Raw genomic sequence first — 26,924 nt, 5'->3', positions numbered from 1 at the left:
TGATTATTTTTTAAAATTTTGCGTTTATTCCGATTAGAAAAGTTCTAGCTACTGGATAAAATCCATTATCGATACCACTTGCTAAAGGATCTCCTGAACTTGCGCTTGGATCAAAACCCTGATACTTTGTTAGTGTAAATGCATTTCTTACAGCTGCATAAATTCTAAGCTTACTAAGTTTTACATTATCTAACGCCTTCTCATTTAACGTATAACCTAATTGTAAATTCTGCGCTCTAAGAAATGAAGCATCTTCAACAAAGAAATCAGAAAACACTTGATTTGCTGTTGCACCAGTGGTTACTCTTGGAAAAGAATTTGTAGAACCTTCTCCCGTCCATCTATTAAGAATATTAGTAGTTGTATTTGTTAATGGCTGGTTACGCTCGTAATTACGAACCATGTCATTTCCTAAAGAAGCAAAGAAGTAACTCTGAAAATCCCAATTTTTATAATTTAAACTTAGATTGAATCCCATAGTAACATCTGGCAAAGGATCTCCTAATTCTGTGCGGTCGTCTAGATTTACGACACCATCACCATTCAAATCCTTGTATCTAAAATCTCCAGGCTGTGCTTCAACTCCTGCCAAAGCAAGTTGGGAAGGATGAGCTGCCACTTCTGCAGCATTTTGAAAAATACCGTCAGTTTGGTATCCATAAAAATACCCTATTGTAAATCCTTCTTGAAATCTTGTAATAGGTGGCTGGCCTACTCCAAAACCACCAGCTTCAATGAAACCATTATCATTATTAACCGCAAGAACTTCATTATCTAAAGTAGCAAAATTAAAATTGGCATTAAAGCTTAAATCATTTGTAATTTTATCAGAGTAACCTATAGAAAATTCAACACCTCTATTTCTTATGTCTCCGCCATTAATAAAGGGAGCACCGGATCCAGGAGCTGCTGCTCCTAAAATTCCAGATACATCAGGTGCTATTAAAAGATCCTTTGTTTCTCTATTAAAAACATCTAATGTGACATTTAATTTATTAGATAAAAACTGCATGTCAACTCCTACATTAGCAGTAAACTGCTCTTCCCATTTAATCTCTGGATTACTTAAAGCGCCACCTGCAGTACCATTAATTATCTGATCATTAAAAACATATTGACCTTCTCCGGTCAATAACGAAACAAAACCAAATGCTGGAATTCTATCATTACCAATTATTCCTGCTGAAGCACGAACTTTAAGAAAATCGAAAATTTTATTATCCTTTAAGAAGCTTTCCTCTGAAGCGATCCAACCAAGACTAGCAGTTGGAAACACACCAAATCTATTTTCTGGTCCAAAGATCGTACTACCATCTCGTCTTATAACTCCAGAGAATAAATATTTCCCGTCATAATCATATTGAACTCTTAAAAAATGAGACAGTAATCTTTGATCAAAACGTCTTGCACTACCTACCAACTCGTCTCCGTCAACTATATTACGACCACCAGAAATACTTACTTCATTATAATCGTTACTTACATTTCCAAACGCAGTTTGATCATTGAAATCACCTCTAGTTCTAAAAGCACTCATACCCAATGTTGCTTCTACATTATGTTTATCGTTAAACGTATTATTATAAGTTACAAAGGCATCGTAAGTATAATCACTAAAGAAGTTTTCATACTCACTATACACATTTTCAGTAAGGTTAAAAACTTTTCCAAAACCGTAAAAAGCTCTTGGATTAAAATTATTACCGTAGGCCTCAGAATAATTTGCTTGAATACGAGCGGTTGCTTTAAAATGATCCAAAAATGAATAAGTAAGACCAAAATTTCCGCTAATTTTACCTACTTTATTTTTGTTAAAAGTATTAGCTAATTGTGCTTCAGGATTGATTACTTCATTTCCTAAACCTTCTGCAAGTGAAAATTCTCCTGCAGCATTTCTAACAGGAATCGTAGGAGCCATATTCAAGGCATTGAAAAGCACTGATCCTAAACCACCATCATTGATGCTTTTATTACTTGTATAAGAATATAGAAAACCAGTTTCCATTTTTAAATTTTTTGTCCAATTGTGGTCAAAATTTCCTCTCATTGTGAACCTATCAAAATCTGACTTGTCGCTTCCTACAATTCCATCTTGTGATAATACTGCGACACCAAAAGCATAAGTTGACTTTTCCGTTCCACCTCGTATAGATGCATCGTTGTTTAAAACTAATGCATCTTCAAAAACCTCATCTTGATAATCTGTATTACTCAAATTAGAGATGTCTGTGAATGGAATTGCTTCACCATTATTAGCAAAAGCTTCATTTTTTATCAAAGCATATTGTTGAGAATTTAAAGTCGGTAATTTTCTAGAGGTTTGTTGAAAACCACCCCATGAATTAAACTCAACAGTAAGCGGTTGATTTTTACGACCGCCTTTAGTTGTAATAATAATAACACCGTTTGCAGCTCTAACTCCATAAATACCAGCTGTTGCATCCTTTAAAACAGAAACACTTTCTATGTCACCTGGATTAATAACACTTAAATCTTCAATTATATTACCATCCACCAAAATTAATGGACGATTATCCCCATTTGTTGAAATACCACGTATTCTAATATTGAGTCCTGCACCTGGTGAACCAGAAGAAGAGGTAACATTTACACCAGCTACTTGTCCTTGAAGAGCTTCTTCTACCCTCGAAGGTTTCAAATTCTCAATAACCTCACTATCAACAATACTCACAGCGCCCGTGACTTCCCTTACCGCTTGCGTACCATAACCTATAACTACTACCTCTTCAAGAGTTGCTACATCTTCAAGTAACTTAATAGTTAAGGGATCAAAGTTTTTTACTGTAACTTCCTTAGTCAATGCACCGACATAAGTGAAACGCAATACATCACCTACAGAGGCTTCTATTGAAAAAAGACCATCAAAATCAGTGGTTGTAGCTTTATTTTTAGTCTTATTTTGGACCGTTGCTCCTAATAAGGCCTCTCCAGTTGACTGTTCAAGAACCTTTCCCGAGACAATACTTTGTTGTGCAAAACTATATGCAGCTATAAAGTAAAATAGTAATAGAGTAAATTTATTCATGAAAACCTAGATTATTTTCTGTTTAAAAAGTCCCTACATCGTTGTAGTTAACTTTAACTTAAATTTATTATTTACAAATTTAGACAACAATAGAATCCCAACTTGATATAATATATTACAAATGCTCAACTACCTAATTTAATTTACTACCTGTTGTTTATCAGTACATTAACTAATAAAAAAGCTAAAGCAATTGTAGTTACTTGGATAAATGTTGAGGTAATGTATAGTTTTATAATGTTTTTGTAGTAGTTGAATAAAACGATAATGAAGGTGTAAATTAAAAAAAAATAGAAAATTTAATATTTCCCGCTTTCGCGAAAGCGAAACAGTGCTACATAAATTTTAATAAGCTTTTGATACAAAAAACATTTTAAAGAAGTGATGATTACACTTATGTAAAACCACAGAAAAATAGTGCCTCTTTGATAATTTAGAGAGTTCTATTCTAACATAAGACTTTCATGCTTATTACTTGCAGTCACCTATAATGGTAAGTATATGTGATGAAAAACTATTGGTTTTAAAAGAAAGTGCTAACAGAAACAGTTTTCAAATCAACATAAAAACTAAACAGTTATGATTTGGTGATTGTTTATAATCAGTAGGCTGCTCAGTTTATAGGGATTAATGGAAATTAGTATTAAATGTGCTTTTCAAGCTGCTTAAGAAAAAAGGATGCTGTAATTATAGCGCATTAAAACAAATTCAATTTTAAAAATTATTTACAGCAAACTAAAGCAAATCCATTATTACAACCTTCACACCTTATGCCACCTTAGGCTTATAATTTAAAGACCAAATCCATGATGAAAACGACCTACAAATAACTAAATAAGCTGCACAAGCTTACCATAAACATCAAAATTGCGGTATAAATGAATCACAGAAAATATTTATTGCTAGACACAAAGAATGTAATAGCTTTTCTTACTATAGTTTTAAGTATTCTATTAACTTGCAGTCATTAGAAGGTCTTGTTGAAGGCGATGACAATCAATTATGGAATTTAAGGAATACCAATCATTTGTATCTGCAGTTTTTATAATCGCAATAGGCGGATTGCTATTCTATTTTACTCAGCCTTTTTTACCTGCAAAAATTTTCACAGAGAACACCACAAATGAACAAATAGTTGTTGATAGTCTAATGATCAATGCTATGGATAGTTTTGAAAAAGAAGAAGAAGAAGAAGAATATTTGCCGCTCTCGGAACCTGAAGCACAAGCTATTGTTAAAGAAAAAGATAGCCTTTTAAGGGAAAACTCAATTGAAGACATCCTACCACATATAAAAAAGACAATAGGGTCTAATTCTAAAATGATTAAAATCTCTGATTTTAATTATAACAAAGAGTATCCCTCAGACTCCATAGGTTATACCGCAGTTCCTTCTCCATTAAACTACAACTCTTATAAAGGCCTAGAACATTTACAGCGATTTTTTGAGAAACTTTACCATCTAGAACAATCTAAAAAAGGAAAAGTACGCATTGCATATTATGGTGATTCTATGATTGATGGCGATTTAATTGTACAAGACTTCCGAAGTGCGCTGCAAAGCCGTTTTGGCGGTCGTGGAGTAGGTTTTGTCTCTATAGAATCAGAAAGTGCCCGTTCCAGATATTCTGTAAAACATTACAGTAAAGGGAATTGGGAAGAAAACAATTATATGCAAGGTAAAACAGACAGTATTCCTTACGGTGTTAATGGTGCTGTTTTCTTTCCAGCAGATTCTACAGCACGTGTAAGATACCTTGCCAGTGGCATTAAGAATTCTACAAGACTTAACTCGCCTGTATTATACTACAGAAAGGGAAATAAATCTGATATTCTTCAAGTAATCGAAGAAAAAGATACCGTTCAAAAAGAATTTTTTTTAGATGGACAAAGCAATGTTAACCATATAGCGCTTTCTAATAAAAACCTCAAAAAAATAGAACTAGACTTTTCAAAAGCACCCAATACTGCTGTATACGGTATTGACTTTTCTGATGCAGTGGGAATGGCTGTAGATGGTTTTTCTAAACGTGGCAATTCTGGATTACCCTTAAGTATGCTCAACATTTCTCAAATGAAACAGTTTGATGAAACGCTAAGTTATGATTTGATTATTTTACAATATGGAGCAAATGTGCTGACTAGAAAGTCTAAAAATTACAATTGGTACAGAAGTAGAATGACTAAGGTCGTACAACATTTACAACTAGCTTTTCCTGAAGCAGATTTCTTGATTCTAGGAACGGCAGATAAAGGTACAAAAATAGAGGCCACGATTAAAACCGACACTAGTGTTGTAAAGTTATTGCGTTCTCAACAACAATATGCAGCGAGAACTGAGTCTGCATTTTTAAGCCTTTTTCACCTTATGGGTGGCGTTAATACCATGCCTATTTGGACAGATCAAAAACTTGCTAATACTGATTTTACTCATTTCAGCCCAAAAGGCTCTCGTAAAATAGGACGTATGCTTTATAGCGAGTTGATGAATGAGTATTCCGCTTTCGCGAAAGCGAGATCACTAAAAGAACAACAATTGAAAACTAAAGATCAAAAACAAATTACAGACAGCTTAAATATAGCTAACGATAGTTTAAAAACACCATTATTGCCATGATCAAATATGTTATTTTAGTTCTAATAGGGTTCATGGTGACACCTCTTTTTTCTCAAGAATTAGATGAATTACAAATTAACCCATTACTCATTGATCGTAGCTTTCAGGAGATTAAAAATCCACTAGTATTGAATGGTTTTTTCAAAAAAGTAGAACAATTAGAACATAATAAAAGAGATCAAGTAACAGTAATTCAAATAGGAGATTCTCACGTGCAAGGGCCTTATTTCCCACAATATATTAGGCAAGGTTTACAAAATAAATGGGGCAACGCTGGTCGTGGTTTTGTCTTTCCCTATCGAGTAGCAGGAACAAATGGAGCGGTAGATGTAAGATTTAAGGCAAGTAGCGAATGGAAATCAGTACGCAATGTAAAAAGTAATGGAACAGATAACATAGGTTTAAGCGGGATCAACCTAGAAACTACTGATAAAGAATTCCTTATAGAGATCAACTTTAAAGAATCTATAGAAAATGTTACCGAAATTAAAATTATTTCTCCACATCCAGAGCGATTCAAAATAAGCGTTGCAAATAAGGCGAATATTTTCAGAAAAGTAGCTTCTACACAAACTTACAAAGTCAAATCTGGCGATTATTTAGGAAAAATCGCAGTTAAATTCAATACAACTGTTAAAAACATCCAGCGCATTAATGGGATGAAAAACGTTAATCTAAGAGCTGGGCAATCTCTTAAAATACCTAGTAATAATTCTAAAACTAAGGTGAATTCTAATGTGGACTTTACCGATTTATACACTAATGATGGTGTTAAATTTCAAATACCCAATGGTACAAGTCAATTGTATTTGAGAGCCGCTCAAAACAATAACAAGTATGTTCTTGATGGCTTACTTTTAGCAAATGGTAATAAAGGAATTCATTATCACGCAATAGGTGTAAACGGTACCAAATTTAGCGATTACAATAAATTCCCGAGGTTTTTTGATCAAATGGCAGCATTAAATCCTGATTTAATACTGATTTCTTTAGGAACCAATGAAAGTTTTTATGACACTTACACAGAGGAACAATTAAAAATAGATATGGATATTTTTAATCGAGAAATGATCAACCGTGGCATGACTGGCAGTGTTTTGATAACCAGTCCACCACCATCTATGAAAAAAGGTACAACCATTAATTCTACAGCTACTGCATATGCTTATGAAATAGGTGTTTTTGCAAATTTAAATTCTTGGGCTTTTTATGATCTGCATTCGGTTTCAAAAACTAGCACCGCTATGCCAGATTGGTATGACGCAAAACTAACTTCTAAAGATAAAATTCATTTTTTAGAAAAAGGATATCAACTACAAGCAGAATTACTCGTAGAATCTATCATAAACGCTTATTCGACATATAGCAAATGATGGAATGGGCTCAAATAATAGAGTGGATCAATTATGATCCTAAAACGCCCTTACTTTTTAATAGTGAGGCATTTCTTTATTTGTTCTTAGGATTTTACCTCATTTATATTCTAATGAAAGATGTACGCAAAATGCGCATCTTTTACGTCATCGCATTTTCATTATTTTTCTATTATAAATGTAGTGGTATCTACTTCCTTTTGCTTGTCTTTTCTTCATTTGTAGATTATTATATTTCTGAATTAATCTATAAAAATAGCGACCAGAGACAACGTAAATGGCTGCTGATTCTCTCTTGTGTGATTAACCTAGGGTTACTTGCTTATTTCAAGTACACGGGCTTTCTAGCAGAAAATTTTAATGCGATATTCTCTGGTGATTTAAGTTTTGAAACCATATTTCTACCCATTGGTATTTCCTTCTATACATTTCAAACCATGTCGTATACCATAGACATTTATAGAAGAGAATTAGAACCAGCCAGAAACGTATGGGATTTTATGTTTTTTGTTTCATTTTTTCCACAACTAGTCGCAGGGCCTATAGTACGTGCAAAAGATTTTATACCACAGATCTATGAAAAACTAGAACTGACAAAAAAAGCATTGAGTTATGCCATGTTTCTTATTATCGGTGGTTTGATCAAGAAAGCGGTGATCTCAGATTATATAAGTGTCAATTTTGTCGATCGAGTATTTAATTTTCCCGATAATTATTCGGCTTTTGAGAACTTACTAGCAGTTTATGGTTATACGTTGCAAATTTATTGTGACTTTTCAGGATATTCTGATATTGCGATCGGTCTAGCCTTATTATTAGGTTTTGAATTACCACCTAACTTTAGAACACCTTATCAAAGTAGCAGTGTCACAGAATTCTGGCGCAGATGGCATATTTCTCTTTCTGGATGGTTGCGGGATTACCTGTATATTTCCTTAGGAGGAAATCGCAAAGGTAAAATACGCACTTATTTCAATCTTTTCATGACCATGTTGCTAGGTGGATTATGGCATGGGGCTTCCTGGAAATTTGTTTTTTGGGGTGCGATGCATGGAACTGTTCTTGCGATTGAAAAGGCTTTCCAAATCCCTAAATTAACTAGTAAAAATTTTACCTTAAAACTTGCTGCAGGACTTGTTACTTTTCATTTTGTAGCCTTTTGCTGGATTTTCTTTAGAGCTTCAGATTTTACAAACGCTTTAAATATTATAACAAACATAGGTACGATGGAATGGGATCCACAAAACTGGTGGAGTGTAATTCTAGGATATCAAAATATAGCCATACTGCTATTCATTGGGTTTTTGTGGCATCTTGTACCACAACGCTGGCAAGATGAACAATTAGAATTCTTTCATAAAATTCCGCTGATTGGTAAAACGATCTTATTTGCAGCGGTGATTTGGATCATTAGCGCGACTGCAAGCAGTGAGGTGCAACCTTTTATTTATTTTCAATTTTAAAAAAGATAGATTCAATTAAAATAGATTGAAAAATGCCTTTTTTATTTAGTTCTCTACTTGCTCCACATCAAAACTTAAACCCCAGTGCTGTACATATTCAGAAAGTGGTCCTAATCCCATGATGGCTCTTCTGGCATCTACTTTAGAAGGTTCTTTAATTTCATGCAATTCATAAGATCCATCTGCGTTCATAAAAAGTTGTGATCCGTATAATTGCGGTTCTCCAGACTCCATTAACATACGGTCTTGCATTAAAGCAATTTCTTGACGTTCTATATCACCTTTTTTTGATGCTTCTAATAGCATAGGGAAATACTTAGTTCGTTTTTCTGTACCCGCGTGTTGTATAACCAACCAGATAGCACTCATTCCTTTCTCTCCTGCTGTTTCAATAGAAGGCATACCGCATTTATCTAGAATTTGCTCTATTGCCGCCATATTACTCAAATCTAATTCTTGATCTATTAAATTATCACCACGATTATCCTGATCACGATCATAAATACGTTCTAGAACACGATTTAAGTTAGAACAATCTATGGTGTTGATGTCCTTAAAAACAGGTTCTTTTTTTAATGCTACACGAGCTACTTCTGGATCTTGAAATACTACTTTACGCAATACATTTTTATCATTAATGAACCAGTTTGCATAAGGTAGATCGTTAGAAAGCGCTTCTTTTTCTTCTTCAGAAAGTAGTTGATTATTTAGGTCGTAATATTTCACATCTTCTGGCATAGTGAAATTATTGGCCATAATCAAATCGGTCATTTCTTCGTAATTAATACGAGTCAGCTTTTCTTCTTCTTTACAAGAAATGAGCAAAATAGAACAAATTAGCAGTAGTATGTATTTATTCATAGCTATAAAGATTATAAGATCAGTACTAATATAAAGTTTATAAACTGTCTTAGAACCTGCCTGATACTCTAATAAATTATTGTTTAGAAAATTTCAAATATCATGCTAGATTGATCATAAACAATTCACTTGCAATGCCATCGCTTAAAAATTTCCCTTTTCTAGTTACTAATAATACATCTCCATCCAGATAAAGAAGATGATCTTTGATATAATCTTCAGCTTGTTTTAAAAGGTATTCTTTAAAATGAAAGCCGTAATCTGTTTCCACTTTTTGTAAAGAAACCCCATAAATAGTCCGTAAGCCCGTCATGATGTATTCATTATATCTATCTACTGCGGTCAGTTCTTCTATTTCCATAGGCAATTCTCCTGCCTGAATAGCTTTCATATACTTTACATTGTTATTGATATTCCAACCGCGACGTTTACCGTCAAAACTATGAGCACTAGGGCCTATACCTAGATAGCTTTTTCCTGTCCAATAAGCAGTATTGTTCTGAGAGAAAAAACCTTTTTTTCCAAAATTCGAAAACTCATAATTCTCAAAACCGTGCATTTCCATCACATCTAAAAGAATATTAAAATGTTCTTGCGCTACCTGATCTTCTACCTGAGGTACTATCCCTTTTTCAATAAAGGATTTAAGCGCGGTATTTTCTTCTACAGTAAGTGCATAACTGGAAATATGTGGCACTTTTAAATTGATTGCTTGGTATAGGTTTTCTCTCCATCGATCGTTACTCATCCCAGGAATACCGTAAATTAAATCAATAGAAATATTAGGAAAATATTTGACAGCTTCTTCAATACAAGTAGTGGCCTCTACGGCATTATGGGCTCGATTCATTAATTTAAGATCTTCTTCAAAAAAACTTTGCACACCTATAGAAAGTCTGTTGATTCTTGTTTTTGAGAAAGAAATTATTTTTTCAATAGTAAGATCGTCTGGATTTGCTTCTAGAGTAATTTCTGGATGTATGCTTACGATATAATGATCATAAACAGTTTGAATGATCTTTTCAATCTCATCCACTTGTAACACGCTAGGTGTTCCACCACCGAAGTAAATAGTTTGCACGGTGGTGTTGATGTACTCGCTTTCGCGAAAGCGTAATTCGTCACAAATTGCTTCAATAATCCCAGCCTTATATTTCAAATTAGTGCTAAAATGGAAGTCACAATAATGACATGCCTGTTTACAAAATGGGATATGGATGTAAATGCCGCTCATATGCACAAAAGTAATCGTTAAAACACTAGTAGAATCAAGGCGTGTGACAAAAACCACAGATTGTTGTGAAAAACCGTTATTAATAGAATGTGATAACCAAAATTTTAATGCTTTTCAAAAAGTTTAACCAGTAAATAACGATAGCGCGCATACATCAAAATACTAGATGTAGTAAGTCCAAAAAGTAGTCCGATCCAGACTCCATTTACACCATAATCACTTTCAATCCCTAGATAATAGGAAATAGGCAGTCCTACAATCCAATATGCTGTAAAACATATCAAACTAGGTATCCATACATCTTGAAGTCCACGCAGTGCTCCTAATAAGGTTACTTGTGTTGCATCGCTTATTTGAAAAATTCCAGCAATTATTAATAAACCAGCGGCCAGTTCTAGAACACCAGGATCTTCTATATAAATAGTCGGTAAAAAATTATTGAGAGAAATAAATAAAAGAGCAAAGAAAACACCTACTATCAAGGACATTAAAAATATAGATCTTGCGATGCGTTTTAATGCAGGTATATCTTTAAGTCCTAATTGATTTCCTAAACGTATGGTTGCGGTAACACCTAAACCAACGCCAAACATAAAAGTAAGCGCCGACAGGTTCAAAGCAATTTGATTTGCGGCCTGACTTTCTGTACTGATCACACCAGATAAAAATATAGCAGCAGTGAATAAAGAAACCTCAAAAAACATTTGTAAAGAAGTAGGAAAACCTATGCTCATTAATTTACTGACAGTCTTGCTAGAATAGCTTTTAAAGTTTACAAAATGCTGTTTTAGCAGTGCTTTTCTGGACAAAACAACCCAGAGTAGAACAAACATTAATACTCTAGCCACTAGTGTCCCGATTGCAGCACCTTCTACTTCTAATCGAGGCATGCCTAACTTACCATAAATAAAAATATAGTTGACACCTATGTTTATCACGTTTGCCAAAATAGATGCCATCATAGGATAAACGGTCTTTGACAAACCATCAGAAAATTGCTTTACGGCCTGAAATAACATCAATGGAATTAAAGAAATAGAAACCCATCTCATATATGGAATGGCCAGCACAACTACCTCTTCTGGTTGGTCTAAATAATAGAGAATAGGCTCTGCAATGAATAAAACGATTGCTAACAAAACACCACTAATCGCGCATAAGAATAATCCATTATGAAAGATAGAAGTGACTTTATTAGTGTCTTTTTGGGCATCAGCCTCAGCAACAAGCGGTGTGATGGCAAATGAAAATCCTATTCCTACTGACATGGCAATAAAAATAAGGGTGTTACCTAAAGAGACTGCTGCCAGTTGTTCTTTTCCTAATTGTCCCACCATGATATTATCTGCTAGGGCAACTAGTAAATGTGCTAGTTGTCCTAAAATAATAGGCAGTGCAATCTGTGTGTTTTTCTTAAATTCTCTAGTGTAATCTCTTAAAGCCATTTGTGTTTTCAACGGATGGCAAAATTAACGGTATTACTAAGAGAACCTATTAAAATTTATAGTATTCTTTGCAAACAATACTATTAAGTTCTCAGTTTGTCAATCTAGAAAATTTGACTCTATAAAGATTAAATCAAGCGAAAAAATTGTTTCCAAATTTATCTAGATTCCAATAAATATTCTCGGTAACTATTAGCACCGCAGAACCCTTTTGATTGCTCCATCAGCTTTGCTGATCTCGTCGCCAATCTGTTTTCCCTTTGAAATAAAGGGAAATGCTTGTACTCTGAGAAACTATATAAATTTATCGATTTGTATTTCTAGAAAACTTGGCTCTAAAAAGCCAAGTATCAAGCGAAGAAATTGATCCCCTATTTTTCTAAAATCCAGTAAGTATTCTCGATAACTATTGACATCTAACAATCTTTGAAATTAAAGTGATAAAGCTAGAATGAAAATGTTCCGCTTTCGCGAAAGCAGAATTACAACTAATTATGAACTAAAAAAGCAGCTCTTAAATTTAAGAACTGCTTTTTTAATTTCTTAGTTAATTACTGGTTACAAATCATATCTAACCTGCAAATACACATAGCGAGGTTGTACCGTATAAAACTGAGTACTCGTTGCAATCTGACCAAACGAGTTGTTGTTCAATGCTTCTGTATTTAACAAGTTAGTCGCAGCAACTTTATATTCCCATTTAGAATCTGGCTTATTGTAAAACAATGCAGCCTCTAGAAAGTCGTAATTGTTTTCTACATCATTTGAGGTAGAGAAAAGATTCAAATCATAATCTACATCAAAAAACCATGCTTTATTAATTTGCCAGTCTGCGTTAAGAGTTATAGTCTGTCTTGTTGAGTTATTAGTCCTGCCACCATTATCAGAATTGTTAAATGCTACATCATAACCTACTTCAAAATTCACTCCTTCTTGATAGTTACTTCTAGCACTTATTCCATAATTGTGAAGAACGTTTTCAGATTCCTGTGCATCGCCATTAATAATATTATTAAAGGTGCTCCAGCTTAAACCAGCATTTACACTTGCTCTAATTTTACCAAATTCTCTAGAAAAGCTTCCTGAACCATTAGCCCTTTCATTTGCAAATGGAGAATTTATTAAGTCACTTTCTTGGTTAATATCCTGTATATCTATGTCGCTTTGCACCTGGTCAGTAGTTCTAGAGTAAGATAGTTGTGCGCGAATATTAGTATAATTGAACATGTTAAAGTTGAAATAATTCAAACTATAATTATCGGTTGTAGCTCCGATCAATTGATTATTACCGCTAAATAAAGAGTTATAATTATTAAAAACGGTTCCTAACGCATAGTTTTCTACATCTGTAAAACTAACCGTTCTACGGTAATCAAAATTAATGTTCTCACTAGATCTTAAGGTAAAACGTACATTAAAATCTGGAAGTATTTCTTGAAAATCTAATTCATTAGTATTGCCTAATTGAGTATCTTCTATATGAAAACTATGAGCGGTAACTCCTGGTGTAATCGTAAATTTACCAGTAATAAATTTATAATGCACGGCTCCAAAAAGGTCTCTAAATTTATAATTCACATCATTTCCTAGAGCTGGATCTGTGAGGTCATTTTGAGAACCGTCATTACGTATTTGAAAAATGTTTGTGTTGTAATCTTGATTTACGATAGATGTTCCTACGGTAAAATTGATATTACTTTTTTTGTTAAGCACTCGCCAGTAATCCACTTTAGCGTCTAACTTTTGACTTTCAACAAATTTTTGCTGATTAATATTATATGGATCTGCTGGGTCGAGTCCTAAGTTACCATTAAATGGCTCTGGATCTGCAATACCTTGTCTGTCTCTAATAGCATTATAGAAAGGATCTTCTTCAGCGTCTATATACCTACCTTCAAAAGCAAAAATATCCTTATCACTTAAGGTATAATACATATTGATCGATTGATCTAATGTAATAGGTTTTTGAGATTCATTTTGATCTATATCTTCAACAAAACCACTACGAGAAGAAGTAAAGTCGTTGAATTGAGTTACATCACTTAGATTTATTTGTCCATCATATTCAAAAGTGAAGTTTTCATTAGGTTTATAATCTGCTCCTAATTTGAAAATACCTATCTGGTTGCGTTGAAAAGAGAGGTCTTCTGTATTTTCTAAGACTCCAGTACCTATAAATTCTCTACTAGTAAGGGTTTCTTGATCTGTATCTACACTGGAAAAAATGGCAAACCCATCTAGACTCAAGGCTTTATTTACCTGCCACGAACCATTAAAAGCTCCAAATTTACTTTCTATTTCTTTAGCACGATTTGCTTGAAGGTTTAAAATTCCTCCAGCGCCTACTCCTACATTTATAGTTGATCCAGATGCTCTAGTATTACCTCTATTGAAACCAGTAAAACGTAAGTACTCTCTGAAAGTAAAAGATTGCAATCCTAAATTATTGAAATCTGTAAGTATGTTTATTGAAACGTCTGGACTATAATAGAAAGCTTTAGGTTTTGCCTGATAACGCACGGCATCATCGCCTTGACCTATGGCACCTGTAACTTCTCCAAACCAGAAATTCTTTTTTCCTTCTTTTAATCTAATGTTAATCGCAATACGATCATCATCATTTCCTAATCCTTTTAATTGGCTTTGATTATTAAAGTTTTTTAATACCTCAACTTTACCAACAGCATCTGCAGGGATATTTTTTGTGGCAAGTCTGGAATCTCCTTCAAAAAACTCTTTGCCATCTACAAAAACTCGCTCTACTGTTTTTCCTTCTACCTGAATATCTCCGTCGTCGTTTACTTCCATACCTGGAAGTTTTTTAAGAACATCGCCTAATTTACGTTCTGTTCCATTTGTAAAACTATCAGCATTATAAGTAATGGTATCTCCTTTGATAGAGACAGGCATATCATAAACGATATTAACAGCATCTAGCATGTTATTATCTTCATACATAATATAATTGAGAGTCCTGTCTTCTTGTATATTTTTGATAGTATCTTCTATAGTTTTTAAGCCCAAAAAAGAAACCTTTAAAACATAGGTGCTATCTTTTTTAAGATTGAGTAGTTGGTACTTTCCGGCATCGTTAGTAATTCCAAAAGATCCCAGATTCTTATCCTTTTGATAGGCAATAACATTTGCCATTTGAAGCGGTGTTCCTGTACTATCTACGACAACACCTGTAATTTTTACCGATTGTGCACTTGCTATTGAGAAAGTGAAACACGCTAGTACTATTAAGAGTAAGTTTTTTTTCATTTTAGTTTTTTGATTAAAAAATGCGAGAATACTGGTTAGTTTACTCTCGCATTGTAAATATTTTAGGCGTGATATATCAATTACTCTCCACGACCGCCACGACCACGACCTCTAAATCGTTGTGACATTTCTTCCATTTTAACTTTAAAAAGTGCGTTGTACTCTTCTTCTGTAGTTTCCTTTCCTTTAGTAGCAGGTTTAATTTCTTCCTTGTCTTCTGGATTCACAACTATTTTACTACAAAGTAAAGTGGTATTTCCTGCACTGACTTCTAGAATCAATCCTGGAAGACCAGCATATTCTGCAGGGCCATGTTGTACCGGTATTTGTGGTGTGAACCACGCAGTAATCTCTACCTGTGGATCTTGTTCAAAAACCTCATCTACTTTACCTTCTGCAATAGCAAGGCTATCTTTCTTCTTTTCTTCTGCGCTATTTCCTCTACGCCTTCTAAAAGAGGACCAATCTAATTCATTATTCTTTTTACTAGCGGTAGCTTTAATGGCTTGATATTGACCTATCATTCTGGTCTCACCAGTGATTTTCCATTCTAAAGCAGGAATACTGTCTTTTATGAGAAATGTTTTTCCCATCATATCACGTTGTTCTATCCACTCACCGTTTTTAAGGTTTTTATACTTTTCTCCACCCATTGCAGTGCCCATAAAATTTCCCCAACCACGACCACCTTGACTAGGTGCAGCAAGTTCTACATCTTCTTTATAAGTGGATTCATTGCGATTAAACTTAAGAATAAAAGTTTTCTCACCCATTTTTTTCATACGCTCTTCAAAACGCTTTTTTTGCTGAGGCGATATCTCACGACCTTCAGTCCAACTACTTATATCCATAGTAGTTTTAGACATGTAAGTAGCCTCACCATAAAATTCTTGCGCATTAATTATTCCTGTAAAAAGGAATACTAAAGCATATACAATTGATTTTTTCATTTTTAATTTTTTTTTACCACATTAAATAAGGAAGACAACTCTAAGACGATCTTAAATTATAATAGTTTCATCTTAAGATATTTTTAACAAATTGATCTAGAAACCTATAGTTTGAATAAAGACACCGTTTTTATTACCTCTTTTTTCCATAGCCTCATCCATTTTCTTTTTTTGAAGCGCGTCAAAATCGGCTTGGTTGATCTTTTTTCCAGCTTTAGGTATTTTAAGTTCTATACCTTCTTTAGGATTCATCTCTATATCCTTTAATAAAATGGTGGTTTCATCCAGTTGGATTTCTACTATAAGTCCTGGCAATCCATGAAATTCACCTGGTCCATTACTTACAGGTATATCTGGTGTATACCACGCAGTAATGGTACGGTCTCTTTCTTTTACCATAGAAAGAAGACTTGTGCCAGGTTCTTCATCTACTTCATCTTCAGACTCTTCTTCCTTATCTGTTTCTTGCTCCTTTTTAACTGGTAGATAAATAGCTTTAAAACAGTTGTATTTACCTATCATTTTAGACTCGCTAAGCAATTGCCATTCATAGGCAGGTAACTTGTCTTTAATCACAAAGTCTTTACCCATAATATTACCTTGTTTCACATAGATGTTTGTCGTTAAGTCTTTATATATAGTACTTCCTACGCCACCAGTCGCCGAAAAGGATATCGACATTCCGCTAGGTCCACCAGGTTTTTTAAGTTCTTTAACTTTATCGTAAGAAGATTCTGTTCTTGTAAATTCTAGCGTATATTCCTGCGTGCTTCCTTTCTTAAGTTGCTCCATAAGCTGCTTAATCATAGGATTACTTTCTGCTTTTTTATTGCTGGTACTGTCTTCTGGAATTTGGATCTTAGTAAGTGCAACGTAGGTTGCTCTAGCTTTAAAGTCTTGTTGGGCTTTTAGGTAATCCGCTTTCGCGAAAGCGAGAACAGTAAAAAGCAGCATAGAAAATTTAAAATTTTTCATGTTGATCATTTTTAAGAACACTCAAATATCAACTATTTTTATAGTTATATGGTTAAGCTGCGTTAATATTTGTTAACCGAGTTCCAACTAAAGGAGGAATAATGCACCTTTGAATTATGAATGATAGAAAGTATCACTTTATTCTAGTCCTAATAAGTGTTGTAATCGCTGCTACTCTTGCGATACAGATTTACTGGAATTATAATAATTTTCAAGAGTCAAAACGAGAACTAGTAGCAGATTTACAAAACGGTCTTGATCAGAGTGTAGATGCTTATTATGAAAGACTCTTAAAAGACAATAAGGTAGGAATCGTTGTTAAAAAAACTACCAATGATAAGCCCGAATTTAAAGAGATTTTCAAACAAATGGATAGTAGCCGAAGAGCTTCTGGTCGCAAAGGCTTTAATCTAGATAATCTTATAAGTACCAACATGAGTGAGATTCTAATTACTCAAGGAAATATAAATATGGACTCGCTGAACGCTCTAGAACCGATGAAAGGTTTATGGAGTTTTCCTAATTATAATATAGAACGACCTAATATAGACGCTCTAGAAATAGAACGGTTTTTTTCTGACCAGCAAAATCTTAAAGAAACCATGTCCATACTTACCGCAAAAATGGTTTTAAGTATCAAAGAAGGTAATATGAACCTATCTCTAGTAGATAGTTTGTTATCCAATAACTTAAAGGATCAAGGGATCGATGTGGATTACAAACTCTACATCGCTGACACAGATAATAAAGATTTTCTACTTACATCCTTAAATTCTAATGAATTAAGAGCAAAGTCTCAATTACTACCCAATAATGATGCTCTTATTCTTAGCTTTACTGGATTATCACCTAATATTTACAAGTTAAACCTAACTGGTATTATTTTAAGCGCTTTACTCATAGCGGCAGTAGTACTTTGTCTTTTTTACCTATTACAAATTATTAAAAAACAAAAAGCGCTGGGCGAGATGAAAAATGATCTCATTTCTAACATTACTCATGAATTTAAAACGCCTATCGCAACTGCAAGTGCTGCGCTAGAAGGAGTTCAAAGCTTTACGAATAGTGGCGACCTTGATAAAACCGATCGCTACTTAAGCATGGGACGCGATCAACTGGTAAAATTAAATGGTATGGTAGAACGCATACTTGAAACTGCCACACTAGACAGTAAAGAACTTATGCTTCAAAAGTCGTCCACAGATTTAAATGAAATGATTGAGATGGTAGTGAGTAAACACCAAAACCAAACCTCTAAAACCATTTCTTTTAAAGCTAAAAGTGAAGAAATAAGTGTAATGGTAGATGCTTTTCATCTGGAAAATGCTATCAACAATCTCATTGATAATGCGATAAAATACGGTGGTGATCAAATAGATATTTTGCTTGAAAACCATCCAGAAAATGTTGAATTAACTATTACAGATAGCGGCAATGGGTTAACCAATAAAGATGCAAAACTAATCTTTGATAAATTTTACAGAGTGGCCAAAGGAAATCGCCATGATGTAAAAGGATTTGGGATAGGATTGTTTTATACTAAATCCATTATCGAAAAACATAATGGAATGATTACTGCGACTGCACAACCACAAACTACTTTTAATATCACTTTGCCTTATGAATAAAAATACTACTATAGATATTATCCTAGCCGAAGATGAACCAGCATTAGGAATGATTGTAAAAGAAAGTCTTGAAACTAGAGGGTTTAAAGTGCGTCATAAAATTAATGGAGCTCTTGCATTAGATGCATTCCATGAAAAGCAGCCAGATATTCTGGTATTAGATGTCATGATGCCACAGCTAGATGGATTTGAACTAGCAAAAAAGATACGTATAGAAAGCGAAGAAATTCCTATTATTTTCTTGACGGCAAAATCACAAACAGAAGATGTTCTAGAAGGTTTTCATGTAGGTGGTAATGACTACCTCAAAAAACCTTTCTCTATGGAAGAATTGATCGTACGTATTGAAAATTTACTGAGTCGTCAGACCGTACAAAAAACTGCAGCTATTTATGAGCTAGGAGAATATTCTTTTAATTTCCCTAAACAGCAATTAATTTATAAAAAAGAGGTTACAAAACTGACTCATAGAGAAGCTCACTTGCTTTATCATCTGGTTCTTAAGAAAAACAAAGTGCTAGACCGAACTTTTATTCTTAAAAAACTATGGGGAAATGATGATTTTTTCTCAGGAAGAAGTATGGATGTTTTTATCACTAAATTGAGAAAAAAAATCGCTCAAGATCAACAGCTAGAAATTGTAAACGTAAGAGGTTATGGTTACAAGTTAATGGCGCCGTAAATTGCTCTAGGTATTGAGTAGCAGTTCTCAGTAATGAAAAAGTATGTTTACAAGATCATAACATAAAATCCGTTTCATAGTTGTAATTTGCTTTTTATGAAATGGATTTTTCTTTTACTCTTTACATGTTCTATAACTGTTGCTCAGAAAACTGAAGAAGGATTTACCCTTGTTGCAGATTACTTCTATGGTATTGATGATTTTGGCGCTATATATTACGGTAAAAGTGACGCTTTCATCAAAAAAAGTGAAAAAGGGATACAGCAGTTTTATGATGTACAATTAGGTGATCTGACAGAAGTCGATTTAATTAATCCGTTACGTATTCTATTATTTTATAAAGACACGCAAACTGTGGTGCTACTTGATAATAGACTTAATGAGAAACAACGTATTTCTCTAAGTGAAATTATACCTTCCCGTTTTTTTGAACATGCACGACTTGCTGGAGAAAGACGTTTATGGTTGCATGATCTAGATCAAAACCGACTAGAACTGTATGACTATATTAACGATAAAACGTTAATCAGCACAGCAGTACTTAAGGATCAAGTTTCTCAACTTTTAAGTGATTATAATTTTTGTCACGTAGTGAGTAAAAATCATATTGAAACGTATAATTCCTACGGTAGTAAAACAGGAACTATCCCTTTTACCACTGGTTCCATACTCGATTATGACTTTGAAAGGTTAGTTATTCTTGATGAAAATAAAATTAAGGTTTTAAAGATGGATAAGGAGTACCGCTTTCGCGAAAGCGAGATAACAACTATTACAGTCACAGAAAAGGACATCAATTCCCTTTATCTAAAGAGCGGAAAACTTTATATTTGGCACAGGAATCGTATTGACATTTATACAATCAACCCCATTAAGAATTAAACATGCATATAGCCGTTGCTGGAAATATAGGTGCTGGTAAAACCACTCTTACTACATTACTTGCTAAACATTACAGATGGACGCCACAATTTGAGGATGTTCTAGAGAATCCTTATTTAGAAGATTTTTATACCGATATGGAACGCTGGTCGTTCAATCTACAAGTATATTTCTTAAACAGCCGTTTCCGTCAGGTAATGGAGATAAGAGAAAGCGGTAAAAAGATCATTCAAGATCGAACTATTTATGAAGATGCAAACATTTTTGCACCTAACCTTCATGCTATGGGACTTTTATCACAACGTGATTTTGATAATTATAGTTCGCTATTTGATCTTATGGAAAAGGTAGTCGCTGCTCCAGATTTACTGATCTATTTACGCAGTTCTATCCCTAATCTGGTAAAGCAAATTCACAAGCGTGGTCGTGATTATGAAAATAGCATTTCTATCGACTACCTAAGCCGTTTAAATGAGCGCTATGAAGGCTGGATTCATGGATACGATAAAGGAAATCTTCTAATTATAGATGTAGATGATATTGATTTTGTAAATAATCCAGAGGATCTAGGAGAAATTATCAATAAAATCGATGCAGAATTGACTGGTCTTTTTGCTTAAGAGTTAACGAGTTTACTTCATTACAACTCTCTTTTTTAATATTTTAAAATATCTAAATTGTCTTTGATTTAAAAAATGAAAATAAGGATCAATTTGGTTTAGATTCTTTACATTAAATATTAAAGCCTGTTCTAAAATTTAGAACAGGCTTTCTTATAAAGATTATAATTGGATTTAATATCCTACTTTAGAACGTACACGCTTTAAAACATCATTTGCTATATGACGCGCTTTAAAAGCTCCTTCTTCTAAGGCCATGTCTAACTCATGCCTATTATCCATTAAATAGTCGTAACGCTCTCTAGCCTCTTTAAATCGCTCGCAAAGTGCTTCAAATAAAGCTTGTTTTGCATGACCATAGCCATAGTTACCAGCTGCATAATTATTACGCATTTCTTGTACCTTTTGATCTGATGCAATTAATTTATACAATGCAAAAACATTACATGTTTCTGTATTCTTAGGCTCTTCTAATGGAGTACTGTCTGTTTCAATAGACATACATTGTTTGCGCAATTTTTTATCTGACTGAAAAATATCGATTATATTTCCCTTTGACTTACTCATTTTATCTCCATCAGTTCCTGGAATAAGCATTCCGTCTTTTTGAATTTTTGCTTGAGGTTCGATAAAGGTTTCTCCCATCTGATTGTTAAATCTACCAGCTACATCACGAGTTATTTCTACATGTTGCAATTGATCTTTTCCTACTGGAACGACCTGCGCATCGTAAAGAAGAATATCTGCTGCCATAAGCATAGGATAAGTAAAAAGACCTGCGTTTACATCTTGCAATCTGTCTGCTTTATCTTTAAAACTATGTGCAAGAGTTAATCTTTGAAAAGGGTAAAAACAGGCTAGATACCAGTTCAATTCTGTTACTTGCGGGATATCGCTTTGTCTATAGAAAACAGTTTTATTAATATCTAATCCACAAGCTAACCATGCGGCTGCTGTAGAGTAAGTATTCTCTCTTAATAATTCTCCATTTTTAATCTGTGTTAAAGAATGCATGTCTGCAATGAAGAGAAAAGAATCGTTCTTATCATCAGAAGACATCTCTATTGCCGGTAAAATAGCACCTAGAAGGTTTCCTAAGTGCGGTGTTCCAGTTGATTGAACGCCAGTAAGTATTCTTGCCATTGTTTTTAATTGAGGGTCAAAGATAATTAGTAATAGCTATTCATAACAAAGGAATCTTCTTAAAGCTCTATTTGAATCCCCATAAATATATAATATTACCTAATACCCTAAAATACATAGAGCTTAAGTCATAAATTCTACTATTTTTGAACTAATGAAATGGATGCGCTACATATTATTGCCCATATATCGTGTATGGTTTTATATCCTTATGGGTATACCTATTATTTTACTTTTTCCTATCCTTATTATACTTACTATTTCAGAAAAAACCTATCATTTGTTTTTCATGGTAGCTCGTTTTTGGGCGGCGATTATTCTGTACGGAATGGGATTTTGGCCTATTATCAAAAGAGTTGAGCCAATGGAAAAAGGCCAAAGCTATATGTTAGTTGCTAATCATACTAGTATGACTGACATTATGATGATGTTACTGATCTCAAAGAATCCATTTGTATTTGTAGGAAAAAAAGAACTAGCAAAAATCCCAGTTTTCGGCTTTTTCTACAAAAGAACTTGTATTCTGGTCGATAGAAATAATCCTAGAAGTCGCAAAGAGGTTTTTGATCGGGCAAGAAAGCGCATGCAAGATGGTGTGGGAATTTGTATTTTCCCAGAAGGTGGTATTCCTGAAGAGGATGATATTGTTATGCTTCCTTTTAAAGATGGTGCTTTTAGACTTGCTATCGAACATCAAATTCCTTTATTACCAATTACTTTACTTGACAATAGAAAAAGATTTCCATTTGAATTTTTTAGAGGTAGTCCAGGTAAAATGAGAGCACAGACTCATAAAGCTATAGATACTGTAGGTATGGAATTAAGTAGAGATAAGGCTCGCTTTCGCGAAAGCGTAAAAAATACCATTCTCAATTCTTTAGAAAAATACTAAAATAGAAAAACCGCTCCATGGCACTGGAACGGCTCTTCATCATCATTGCAAATAATTGAGTTTAAAATAACCAACCTCAATATTCTTCTTTTCCTTTTTCACGAAAAATCTTAACTGACTTATGATGAATAATCAGTAGTTTAAAATCTGTACATTATACCGCTTTGAATCCCTATAGTATAAGGTCTAAAGTTAGCAGTGTTATTCCTCAAGGTATTTAATTGGTATTTAAATGAAGGCTCTATAAACGCTCCTAATTGATTTGTAAAATCATATCCAAAGCCCAGTCCAAAATTGGCACTTTGATTAAATTCATTAAAATTGCGATCTTCGCCTAAATCTAATCGTTCATTAGAATTTTGTATCGCAACAACGTTATCGGTTAAAAAAAGAGCACTCATTCCTCCCAAAATATTTATTTTGAACTTAGAGTTAATCAAGTTGTATTTCAATTCTAAAGGGACTTCTATATAACCCAATTGCTGCGATAACTCTCCTTCAATACCTTTAAATTCATTACTAGTAAATTCTTGAGCTGCAAATCCAGTTGCTATTCCATTATTAGATATAGGGCTGTTACTATTCACTTGTCCTGCATTTCTTACTGCATCTACATTGTAGGTTTGAGGTATGGCCTGACTGCGAGCAAATAGATTTATATCAACCTGATAGTTGATATCTTGAGTGCTGTAACTCATATTTACCTGATGAATACCTGTCCTAACACTTAATCTAGGAGAGATCTCATAGCTTAGACCTATTCCATAACTTAAATTAAACCCAGCATCGCGACTGTTTTCACTAACATCACTATTTATAGCACTACCACTTAAGCTATTTGAATATACAGGTCCTACTTGTGTAGTAGCTGCCCATCTTCCTTTAAATGTGTTTTCTTTGATGCTATCCACTAGTTTTTCTTGTGCTGCTATTTCTTCAAGTGTTGGTGATTTTTTCTTAATACTATCTATTGCTGCAATAGTACTGTCTATCATTGAATCTTTAATACCTTTATTAGCTGCATTCAAATTATCTGTTATAACTGGATTATTTTGAACAGCTACACCATTTTGCAAATGGGTTATTGTTTTATTCTCTCCATTAAACAAAAGTGTATCTCCCTTAATTGGTAATGGAATAGAATTATCCTTTTGTACCACTGCATTATTTGCATCTTTCTTTTTGACAGGATTATCTGAGTAATATTTTCTAGTCTTCTCTTTCAAAATCTGATTAGGATCTGAAGATTCATTTCCAGAGGTTATCAAAGTGCTTTTTCTCAATATAGCATTTGCTTTGTTGTCCACCTTAGATTTTTGAGTAGAAGTATTCAAAGATTCTTTATCCACTTTAGAATCTTCAGTAACTAACTGTGAATTATCGTTAGTCACCTCATCAAAAAGTTGTGTTTCATTGTTTATAGTTCGATCATTATCTTCAAAAGTATTTGTAGAACTTGCGTCCATCTCAAATTCTTTTTCAGAATTCACAAAAGTCCCTTCACTATTATCTACATCACCATAAGCTCCTAGATATAAAGATGTAGTTAAAATCGCAATTGCAGCCGCTACTCCTCCTAAAGTCCACCATAAAGGAATAACTCTAGGTTTCTTTTTTTTATCTATTTGTTTTTCAATAGCATTCCATGACGCTGAAGGTGGTTGCACCTCAAAATCTTTAAATCTTTCTTGAAAAAGCCTATCTATATTTTTCTTTTCACTCATATTCAGCTGGCATTAGAATTATTAGATTCTCGCCATGTTTTTACCATTATTTGCAAGTGCTTTCTTGCACGTGCAAGATTAGATTTTGATGTACCAACTGTAATCTTCATCATCTCTGCAATATCATTATGACTGTATCCATCCATTACATACATAGTAAATACAAGTCTGTATCTTTCAGGCAGCCCTTGTACCATAGACAATAAGTCTTTAAGAGGCACATCGTCAGACTCTTCTATTTCAACAGCTTCCGTATCTTCTAATTGATCTTCATTTACTAGACCATAAACTTTTGTGCCTCTATAACGTTGTAAAGCCGTATTTACCGTTATTCTTTTGCACCAGCCTTCAAAAGAACCTTTAAATTTAAATTGATCAATCTTATCAAATATGATGATAAAGGTATCTTGCAGTATGTCTTGAGCTTCTGCTTCATTAGGAGCATATCTCAAACAGGATCCATAAAGCTTAGGTGAAATTGTTTCATACAATTCTCTTTGTGCTTTACGATCGTTTTTCTGACATAGTGTAATTATATCTTTATAGACCACATTTTAAAGTTCAATCATTCTACAACCGGTATGGTGTACTCTAAATAAGTAGGTTCATTATTTGCATCTAAACCTGTAAAAAACTTAAATACATATGTACCATTGCTTGCTGCAAGAAATCTTAAATCCTGTTGTGTTCTCTGGATAGCCTCTCCACAATTATCATCAGTTACAGATGCTACTACAGTCACCAGACGCTCATTTAAATCAGAACTAACTTCAAAGCCTGCAAAGCTTTCACACGTATTTGTATATTCAAAAATAACAGGGATCGTGTGTATTTCTCCAAATACAAATTGTCGAGGCATCTCTACCTCAAGCACTGGTAGTAATTGATAATTTACTATTGAATTCGTATCATCTTCAATATCACAACTATTAAGACTAACCATTGCAATGGCTAAGATCATTAAAACTTTAAATTTCATTTCTATTTTCATAATTATATATGGTAGATACAACTCTATTAAAAAGGTTGCGTGAAAATGTAGAAAAAATAAAGCCGCTATCGTTAGACGGTAGCGGCTTTATTTTTAAATATTAGAAATTTTAATCGTTAACAGATTTTATAGCTGTCATAATTTTAGTTTCTAATTCTTCCACAAGGTCTGGATTATCTTTCAGTATGGTTTTAACAGAGTCACGACCTTGTCCTAATTTAGTATCCTCATAAGAGAACCAAGAACCAGCTTTGTTTATAATCTCATAATTAACACCTAGGTCAATAATTTCTCCTAGTTTTGAAACGCCTTCTCCGTACATAATGTCAAACTCTGCCATTCTAAAAGGTGGCGCTACTTTATTTTTCACCACTTTTACGCGAGTCTTATTACCTAAAACAGAACCACTACTATCTTTAATTTGTGTAGACCTTCTTATGTCTAATCTAACCGAAGCATAGAATTTCAATGCGTTACCACCAGTGGTAGTCTCTGGATTACCAAACATAACCCCTATTTTCTCACGCAACTGGTTGATAAAAATAACTGTACAATTAGTCTTTGAAATAGAACCAGTAAGTTTTCTTAACGCTTGAGACATTAAACGGGCATGAAGTCCCATTTTACTATCTCCCATTTCACCTTCTATCTCACTTTTAGGAGTAAGAGCTGCTACAGAGTCAATTACGATAATATCTATTGCTCCTGAACGTATAAGGTTATCTGCAATTTCTAGTGCTTGTTCTCCATTATCTGGTTGTGAAATGATTAAATTATCAAGATCAACACCTAGTTTTTCAGCATAAAAACGGTCAAACGCGTGCTCTGCATCAATGAAAGCAGCGATACCACCAGCTTTTTGACACTCTGCAATTGCATGCAAAGTTAATGTAGTTTTACCAGAAGATTCTGGCCCATATATTTCAATTACTCTACCTCTTGGATAACCACCTACACCTAACGCAGCGTTTAAAGCAAGTGAACCAGTTGAAATAGATTCTACCTCAACAACTTGTTTATCACCCATTTTCATCACGGTGCCTTTACCATAAGCCTTATCTAGCTTATCTAGGGTAAGTTTAAGAGCTTTTAATTTTGCGTCTTTCTCTTTATCTTCTGCCATTGTATTTATTTT

At 33.8% G+C, this 26,924-nt stretch carries 20 protein-coding genes; 8 read left to right on the top strand and 12 right to left on the bottom strand.

The genetic code is table 11. The features are described from left to right. Positions 1 to 10: 10 nt before the first annotated feature. Positions 11 to 3,046: a SusC/RagA family TonB-linked outer membrane protein gene (locus ACTF54_RS05335; protein ID WP_347203447.1), complete on the bottom strand. Its 3,036-nt coding sequence runs from the start codon at positions 3,044 to 3,046 to the stop codon at positions 11 to 13. A 1,002-nt stretch (positions 3,047 to 4,048) separates the two neighbouring features. Between ACTF54_RS05335 and ACTF54_RS05330 the strand changes: the two genes are divergently transcribed. Genes ACTF54_RS05330 through ACTF54_RS05320 form a run of 3 tightly spaced genes read left to right on the top strand, consistent with a single transcriptional unit; the run spans position 4,049 to position 8,498 of the window. Further along, positions 4,049 to 5,662, top strand: coding sequence for a hypothetical protein (locus ACTF54_RS05330; RefSeq protein ID WP_438968890.1), 1,614 nt, complete (start codon positions 4,049 to 4,051; stop codon positions 5,660 to 5,662). Then, positions 5,659 to 7,035, top strand: a complete 1,377-nt coding sequence (locus ACTF54_RS05325; RefSeq protein WP_438968889.1) for a LysM peptidoglycan-binding domain-containing protein — start codon at positions 5,659 to 5,661, stop codon at positions 7,033 to 7,035. Before ACTF54_RS05330 ends, ACTF54_RS05325 begins: the two co-directional genes overlap by 4 nt. Continuing rightward, positions 7,032 to 8,498 (top strand): MBOAT family O-acyltransferase, encoded by a 1,467-nt coding sequence (locus ACTF54_RS05320; RefSeq protein WP_347196056.1) that lies wholly within the window; start codon positions 7,032 to 7,034, stop codon positions 8,496 to 8,498. The genes ACTF54_RS05325 and ACTF54_RS05320 overlap by 4 nt, the downstream gene beginning before the upstream one ends. A 45-nt stretch (positions 8,499 to 8,543) precedes the next feature. On the opposite strand, the gene ACTF54_RS05315 is transcribed toward ACTF54_RS05320, so the two are convergent. From ACTF54_RS05315 to ACTF54_RS05290, 6 genes are all read right to left on the bottom strand, one after another. Next, a complete protein-coding gene (locus ACTF54_RS05315; protein ID WP_438968888.1) occupies positions 8,544 to 9,359 on the bottom strand; it encodes a DUF6624 domain-containing protein in 816 nt (271 codons plus the stop codon). A gap of 100 nt (positions 9,360 to 9,459) precedes the next feature. Continuing rightward, complete coding sequence (hemW, locus tag ACTF54_RS05310; protein ID WP_438968887.1) at positions 9,460 to 10,593, bottom strand: radical SAM family heme chaperone HemW; 1,134 nt, start codon at positions 10,591 to 10,593, stop codon at positions 9,460 to 9,462. Between the two features lie 104 nt (positions 10,594 to 10,697). Next, a complete protein-coding gene (locus ACTF54_RS05305; protein ID WP_438968886.1) occupies positions 10,698 to 12,038 on the bottom strand; it encodes an MATE family efflux transporter in 1,341 nt (446 codons plus the stop codon). A 558-nt stretch (positions 12,039 to 12,596) separates the two neighbouring features. Next, entirely contained in the window at positions 12,597 to 15,302 is a 2,706-nt protein-coding gene (locus tag ACTF54_RS05300) for a carboxypeptidase-like regulatory domain-containing protein (protein WP_438968885.1), read from the bottom strand. 80 nt (positions 15,303 to 15,382) lie between these two features. Continuing rightward, positions 15,383 to 16,252: a GLPGLI family protein gene (locus tag ACTF54_RS05295; protein WP_347196051.1), complete on the bottom strand. Its 870-nt coding sequence runs from the start codon at positions 16,250 to 16,252 to the stop codon at positions 15,383 to 15,385. A 96-nt stretch (positions 16,253 to 16,348) separates the two neighbouring features. Further along, entirely contained in the window at positions 16,349 to 17,227 is an 879-nt protein-coding gene (locus ACTF54_RS05290; RefSeq protein WP_347196050.1) for a GLPGLI family protein, read from the bottom strand. Positions 17,228 to 17,343: 116 nt separating this feature from the next. Between ACTF54_RS05290 and ACTF54_RS05285 the strand changes: the two genes are divergently transcribed. From ACTF54_RS05285 to ACTF54_RS05270, 4 genes are all read left to right on the top strand, one after another. Next, positions 17,344 to 18,855, top strand: a complete 1,512-nt coding sequence (locus ACTF54_RS05285) for a sensor histidine kinase (protein ID WP_438968884.1) — start codon at positions 17,344 to 17,346, stop codon at positions 18,853 to 18,855. Further along, positions 18,848 to 19,537 carry a response regulator transcription factor gene (locus ACTF54_RS05280; RefSeq protein WP_347196048.1) on the top strand — a complete coding sequence of 230 codons (690 nt, stop codon included), beginning with the start codon at positions 18,848 to 18,850 and terminating at the stop codon, positions 19,535 to 19,537. Before ACTF54_RS05285 ends, ACTF54_RS05280 begins: the two co-directional genes overlap by 8 nt. 96 nt (positions 19,538 to 19,633) lie before the next feature. Continuing rightward, positions 19,634 to 20,419 carry a hypothetical protein gene (locus ACTF54_RS05275; RefSeq protein WP_347196047.1) on the top strand — a complete coding sequence of 262 codons (786 nt, stop codon included), beginning with the start codon at positions 19,634 to 19,636 and terminating at the stop codon, positions 20,417 to 20,419. Between the two features lie 2 nt (positions 20,420 to 20,421). Next, a complete protein-coding gene (locus ACTF54_RS05270; RefSeq protein ID WP_347196046.1) occupies positions 20,422 to 21,039 on the top strand; it encodes a deoxynucleoside kinase in 618 nt (205 codons plus the stop codon). A 174-nt stretch (positions 21,040 to 21,213) separates the two neighbouring features. On the opposite strand, the gene trpS is transcribed toward ACTF54_RS05270, so the two are convergent. After that, a complete protein-coding gene (gene trpS, locus ACTF54_RS05265; RefSeq protein WP_347196045.1) occupies positions 21,214 to 22,182 on the bottom strand; it encodes a tryptophan--tRNA ligase in 969 nt (322 codons plus the stop codon). Between the two features lie 154 nt (positions 22,183 to 22,336). On the opposite strand from trpS, the gene ACTF54_RS05260 reads away from it, so the two are divergent. Then, positions 22,337 to 23,074, top strand: a complete 738-nt coding sequence (locus ACTF54_RS05260) for a lysophospholipid acyltransferase family protein (RefSeq protein WP_438968883.1) — start codon at positions 22,337 to 22,339, stop codon at positions 23,072 to 23,074. 140 nt (positions 23,075 to 23,214) lie between these two features. Here the strand turns inward: ACTF54_RS05260 and ACTF54_RS05255 are convergent, their stop codons facing one another. The 4 genes from ACTF54_RS05255 to recA form a co-directional block, all read right to left on the bottom strand. Continuing rightward, positions 23,215 to 24,798, bottom strand: a complete 1,584-nt coding sequence (locus ACTF54_RS05255) for a hypothetical protein (protein ID WP_438968882.1) — start codon at positions 24,796 to 24,798, stop codon at positions 23,215 to 23,217. A 2-nt stretch (positions 24,799 to 24,800) separates the two neighbouring features. After that, the gene (locus ACTF54_RS05250) at positions 24,801 to 25,349 is read right to left on the bottom strand and encodes an RNA polymerase sigma factor (protein WP_347197001.1); all 549 of its coding nucleotides are present in this window, start codon (positions 25,347 to 25,349) and stop codon (positions 24,801 to 24,803) included. 14 nt (positions 25,350 to 25,363) lie between these two features. After that, positions 25,364 to 25,777 (bottom strand): hypothetical protein, encoded by a 414-nt coding sequence (locus ACTF54_RS05245; RefSeq protein ID WP_347202251.1) that lies wholly within the window; start codon positions 25,775 to 25,777, stop codon positions 25,364 to 25,366. Between the two features lie 121 nt (positions 25,778 to 25,898). Continuing rightward, positions 25,899 to 26,912, bottom strand: a complete 1,014-nt coding sequence (recA, locus tag ACTF54_RS05240; RefSeq protein WP_347196999.1) for a recombinase RecA — start codon at positions 26,910 to 26,912, stop codon at positions 25,899 to 25,901. Between the last annotated feature and the right edge of the window lie 12 nt (positions 26,913 to 26,924).

Origin of the sequence: Nonlabens sp. (assembly GCF_965657255.1) — a bacterium.
In the GTDB taxonomy this organism is placed as follows: Bacteria; Bacteroidota; Bacteroidia; order Flavobacteriales; family Flavobacteriaceae; genus Nonlabens.
The sequence above is the reverse complement of the archived record's forward strand: the minus strand, read 5'-3'. Positions and strand labels throughout refer to the sequence as shown.

Bases quoted from the DNA above. Each gene is read 5' to 3' on its own strand.
- ACTF54_RS05335 (WP_347203447.1), bottom strand. From the start codon at position 3,046: ATGAATAAATTTACTCTATTACTATTTTACTTTATAGCTGCATATAGT.
- ACTF54_RS05330 (WP_438968890.1), top strand. From the start codon at position 4,049: ATGGAATTTAAGGAATACCAATCATTTGTATCTGCAGTTTTTATAATC.
- ACTF54_RS05325 (WP_438968889.1), top strand. From the start codon at position 5,659: ATGATCAAATATGTTATTTTAGTTCTAATAGGGTTCATGGTGACACCT.
- ACTF54_RS05320 (WP_347196056.1), top strand. From the start codon at position 7,032: ATGATGGAATGGGCTCAAATAATAGAGTGGATCAATTATGATCCTAAA.
- ACTF54_RS05315 (WP_438968888.1), bottom strand. From the start codon at position 9,359: ATGAATAAATACATACTACTGCTAATTTGTTCTATTTTGCTCATTTCT.
- hemW (WP_438968887.1), bottom strand. From the start codon at position 10,593: ATGAGCGGCATTTACATCCATATCCCATTTTGTAAACAGGCATGTCAT.
- ACTF54_RS05305 (WP_438968886.1), bottom strand. From the start codon at position 12,038: ATGGCTTTAAGAGATTACACTAGAGAATTTAAGAAAAACACACAGATT.
- ACTF54_RS05300 (WP_438968885.1), bottom strand. From the start codon at position 15,302: ATGAAAAAAAACTTACTCTTAATAGTACTAGCGTGTTTCACTTTCTCA.
- ACTF54_RS05295 (WP_347196051.1), bottom strand. From the start codon at position 16,252: ATGAAAAAATCAATTGTATATGCTTTAGTATTCCTTTTTACAGGAATA.
- ACTF54_RS05290 (WP_347196050.1), bottom strand. From the start codon at position 17,227: ATGAAAAATTTTAAATTTTCTATGCTGCTTTTTACTGTTCTCGCTTTC.
- ACTF54_RS05285 (WP_438968884.1), top strand. From the start codon at position 17,344: ATGAATGATAGAAAGTATCACTTTATTCTAGTCCTAATAAGTGTTGTA.
- ACTF54_RS05280 (WP_347196048.1), top strand. From the start codon at position 18,848: ATGAATAAAAATACTACTATAGATATTATCCTAGCCGAAGATGAACCA.
- ACTF54_RS05275 (WP_347196047.1), top strand. From the start codon at position 19,634: ATGAAATGGATTTTTCTTTTACTCTTTACATGTTCTATAACTGTTGCT.
- ACTF54_RS05270 (WP_347196046.1), top strand. From the start codon at position 20,422: ATGCATATAGCCGTTGCTGGAAATATAGGTGCTGGTAAAACCACTCTT.
- trpS (WP_347196045.1), bottom strand. From the start codon at position 22,182: ATGGCAAGAATACTTACTGGCGTTCAATCAACTGGAACACCGCACTTA.
- ACTF54_RS05260 (WP_438968883.1), top strand. From the start codon at position 22,337: ATGAAATGGATGCGCTACATATTATTGCCCATATATCGTGTATGGTTT.
- ACTF54_RS05255 (WP_438968882.1), bottom strand. From the start codon at position 24,798: ATGAGTGAAAAGAAAAATATAGATAGGCTTTTTCAAGAAAGATTTAAA.
- ACTF54_RS05245 (WP_347202251.1), bottom strand. From the start codon at position 25,777: ATGAAATTTAAAGTTTTAATGATCTTAGCCATTGCAATGGTTAGTCTT.
- recA (WP_347196999.1), bottom strand. From the start codon at position 26,912: ATGGCAGAAGATAAAGAGAAAGACGCAAAATTAAAAGCTCTTAAACTT.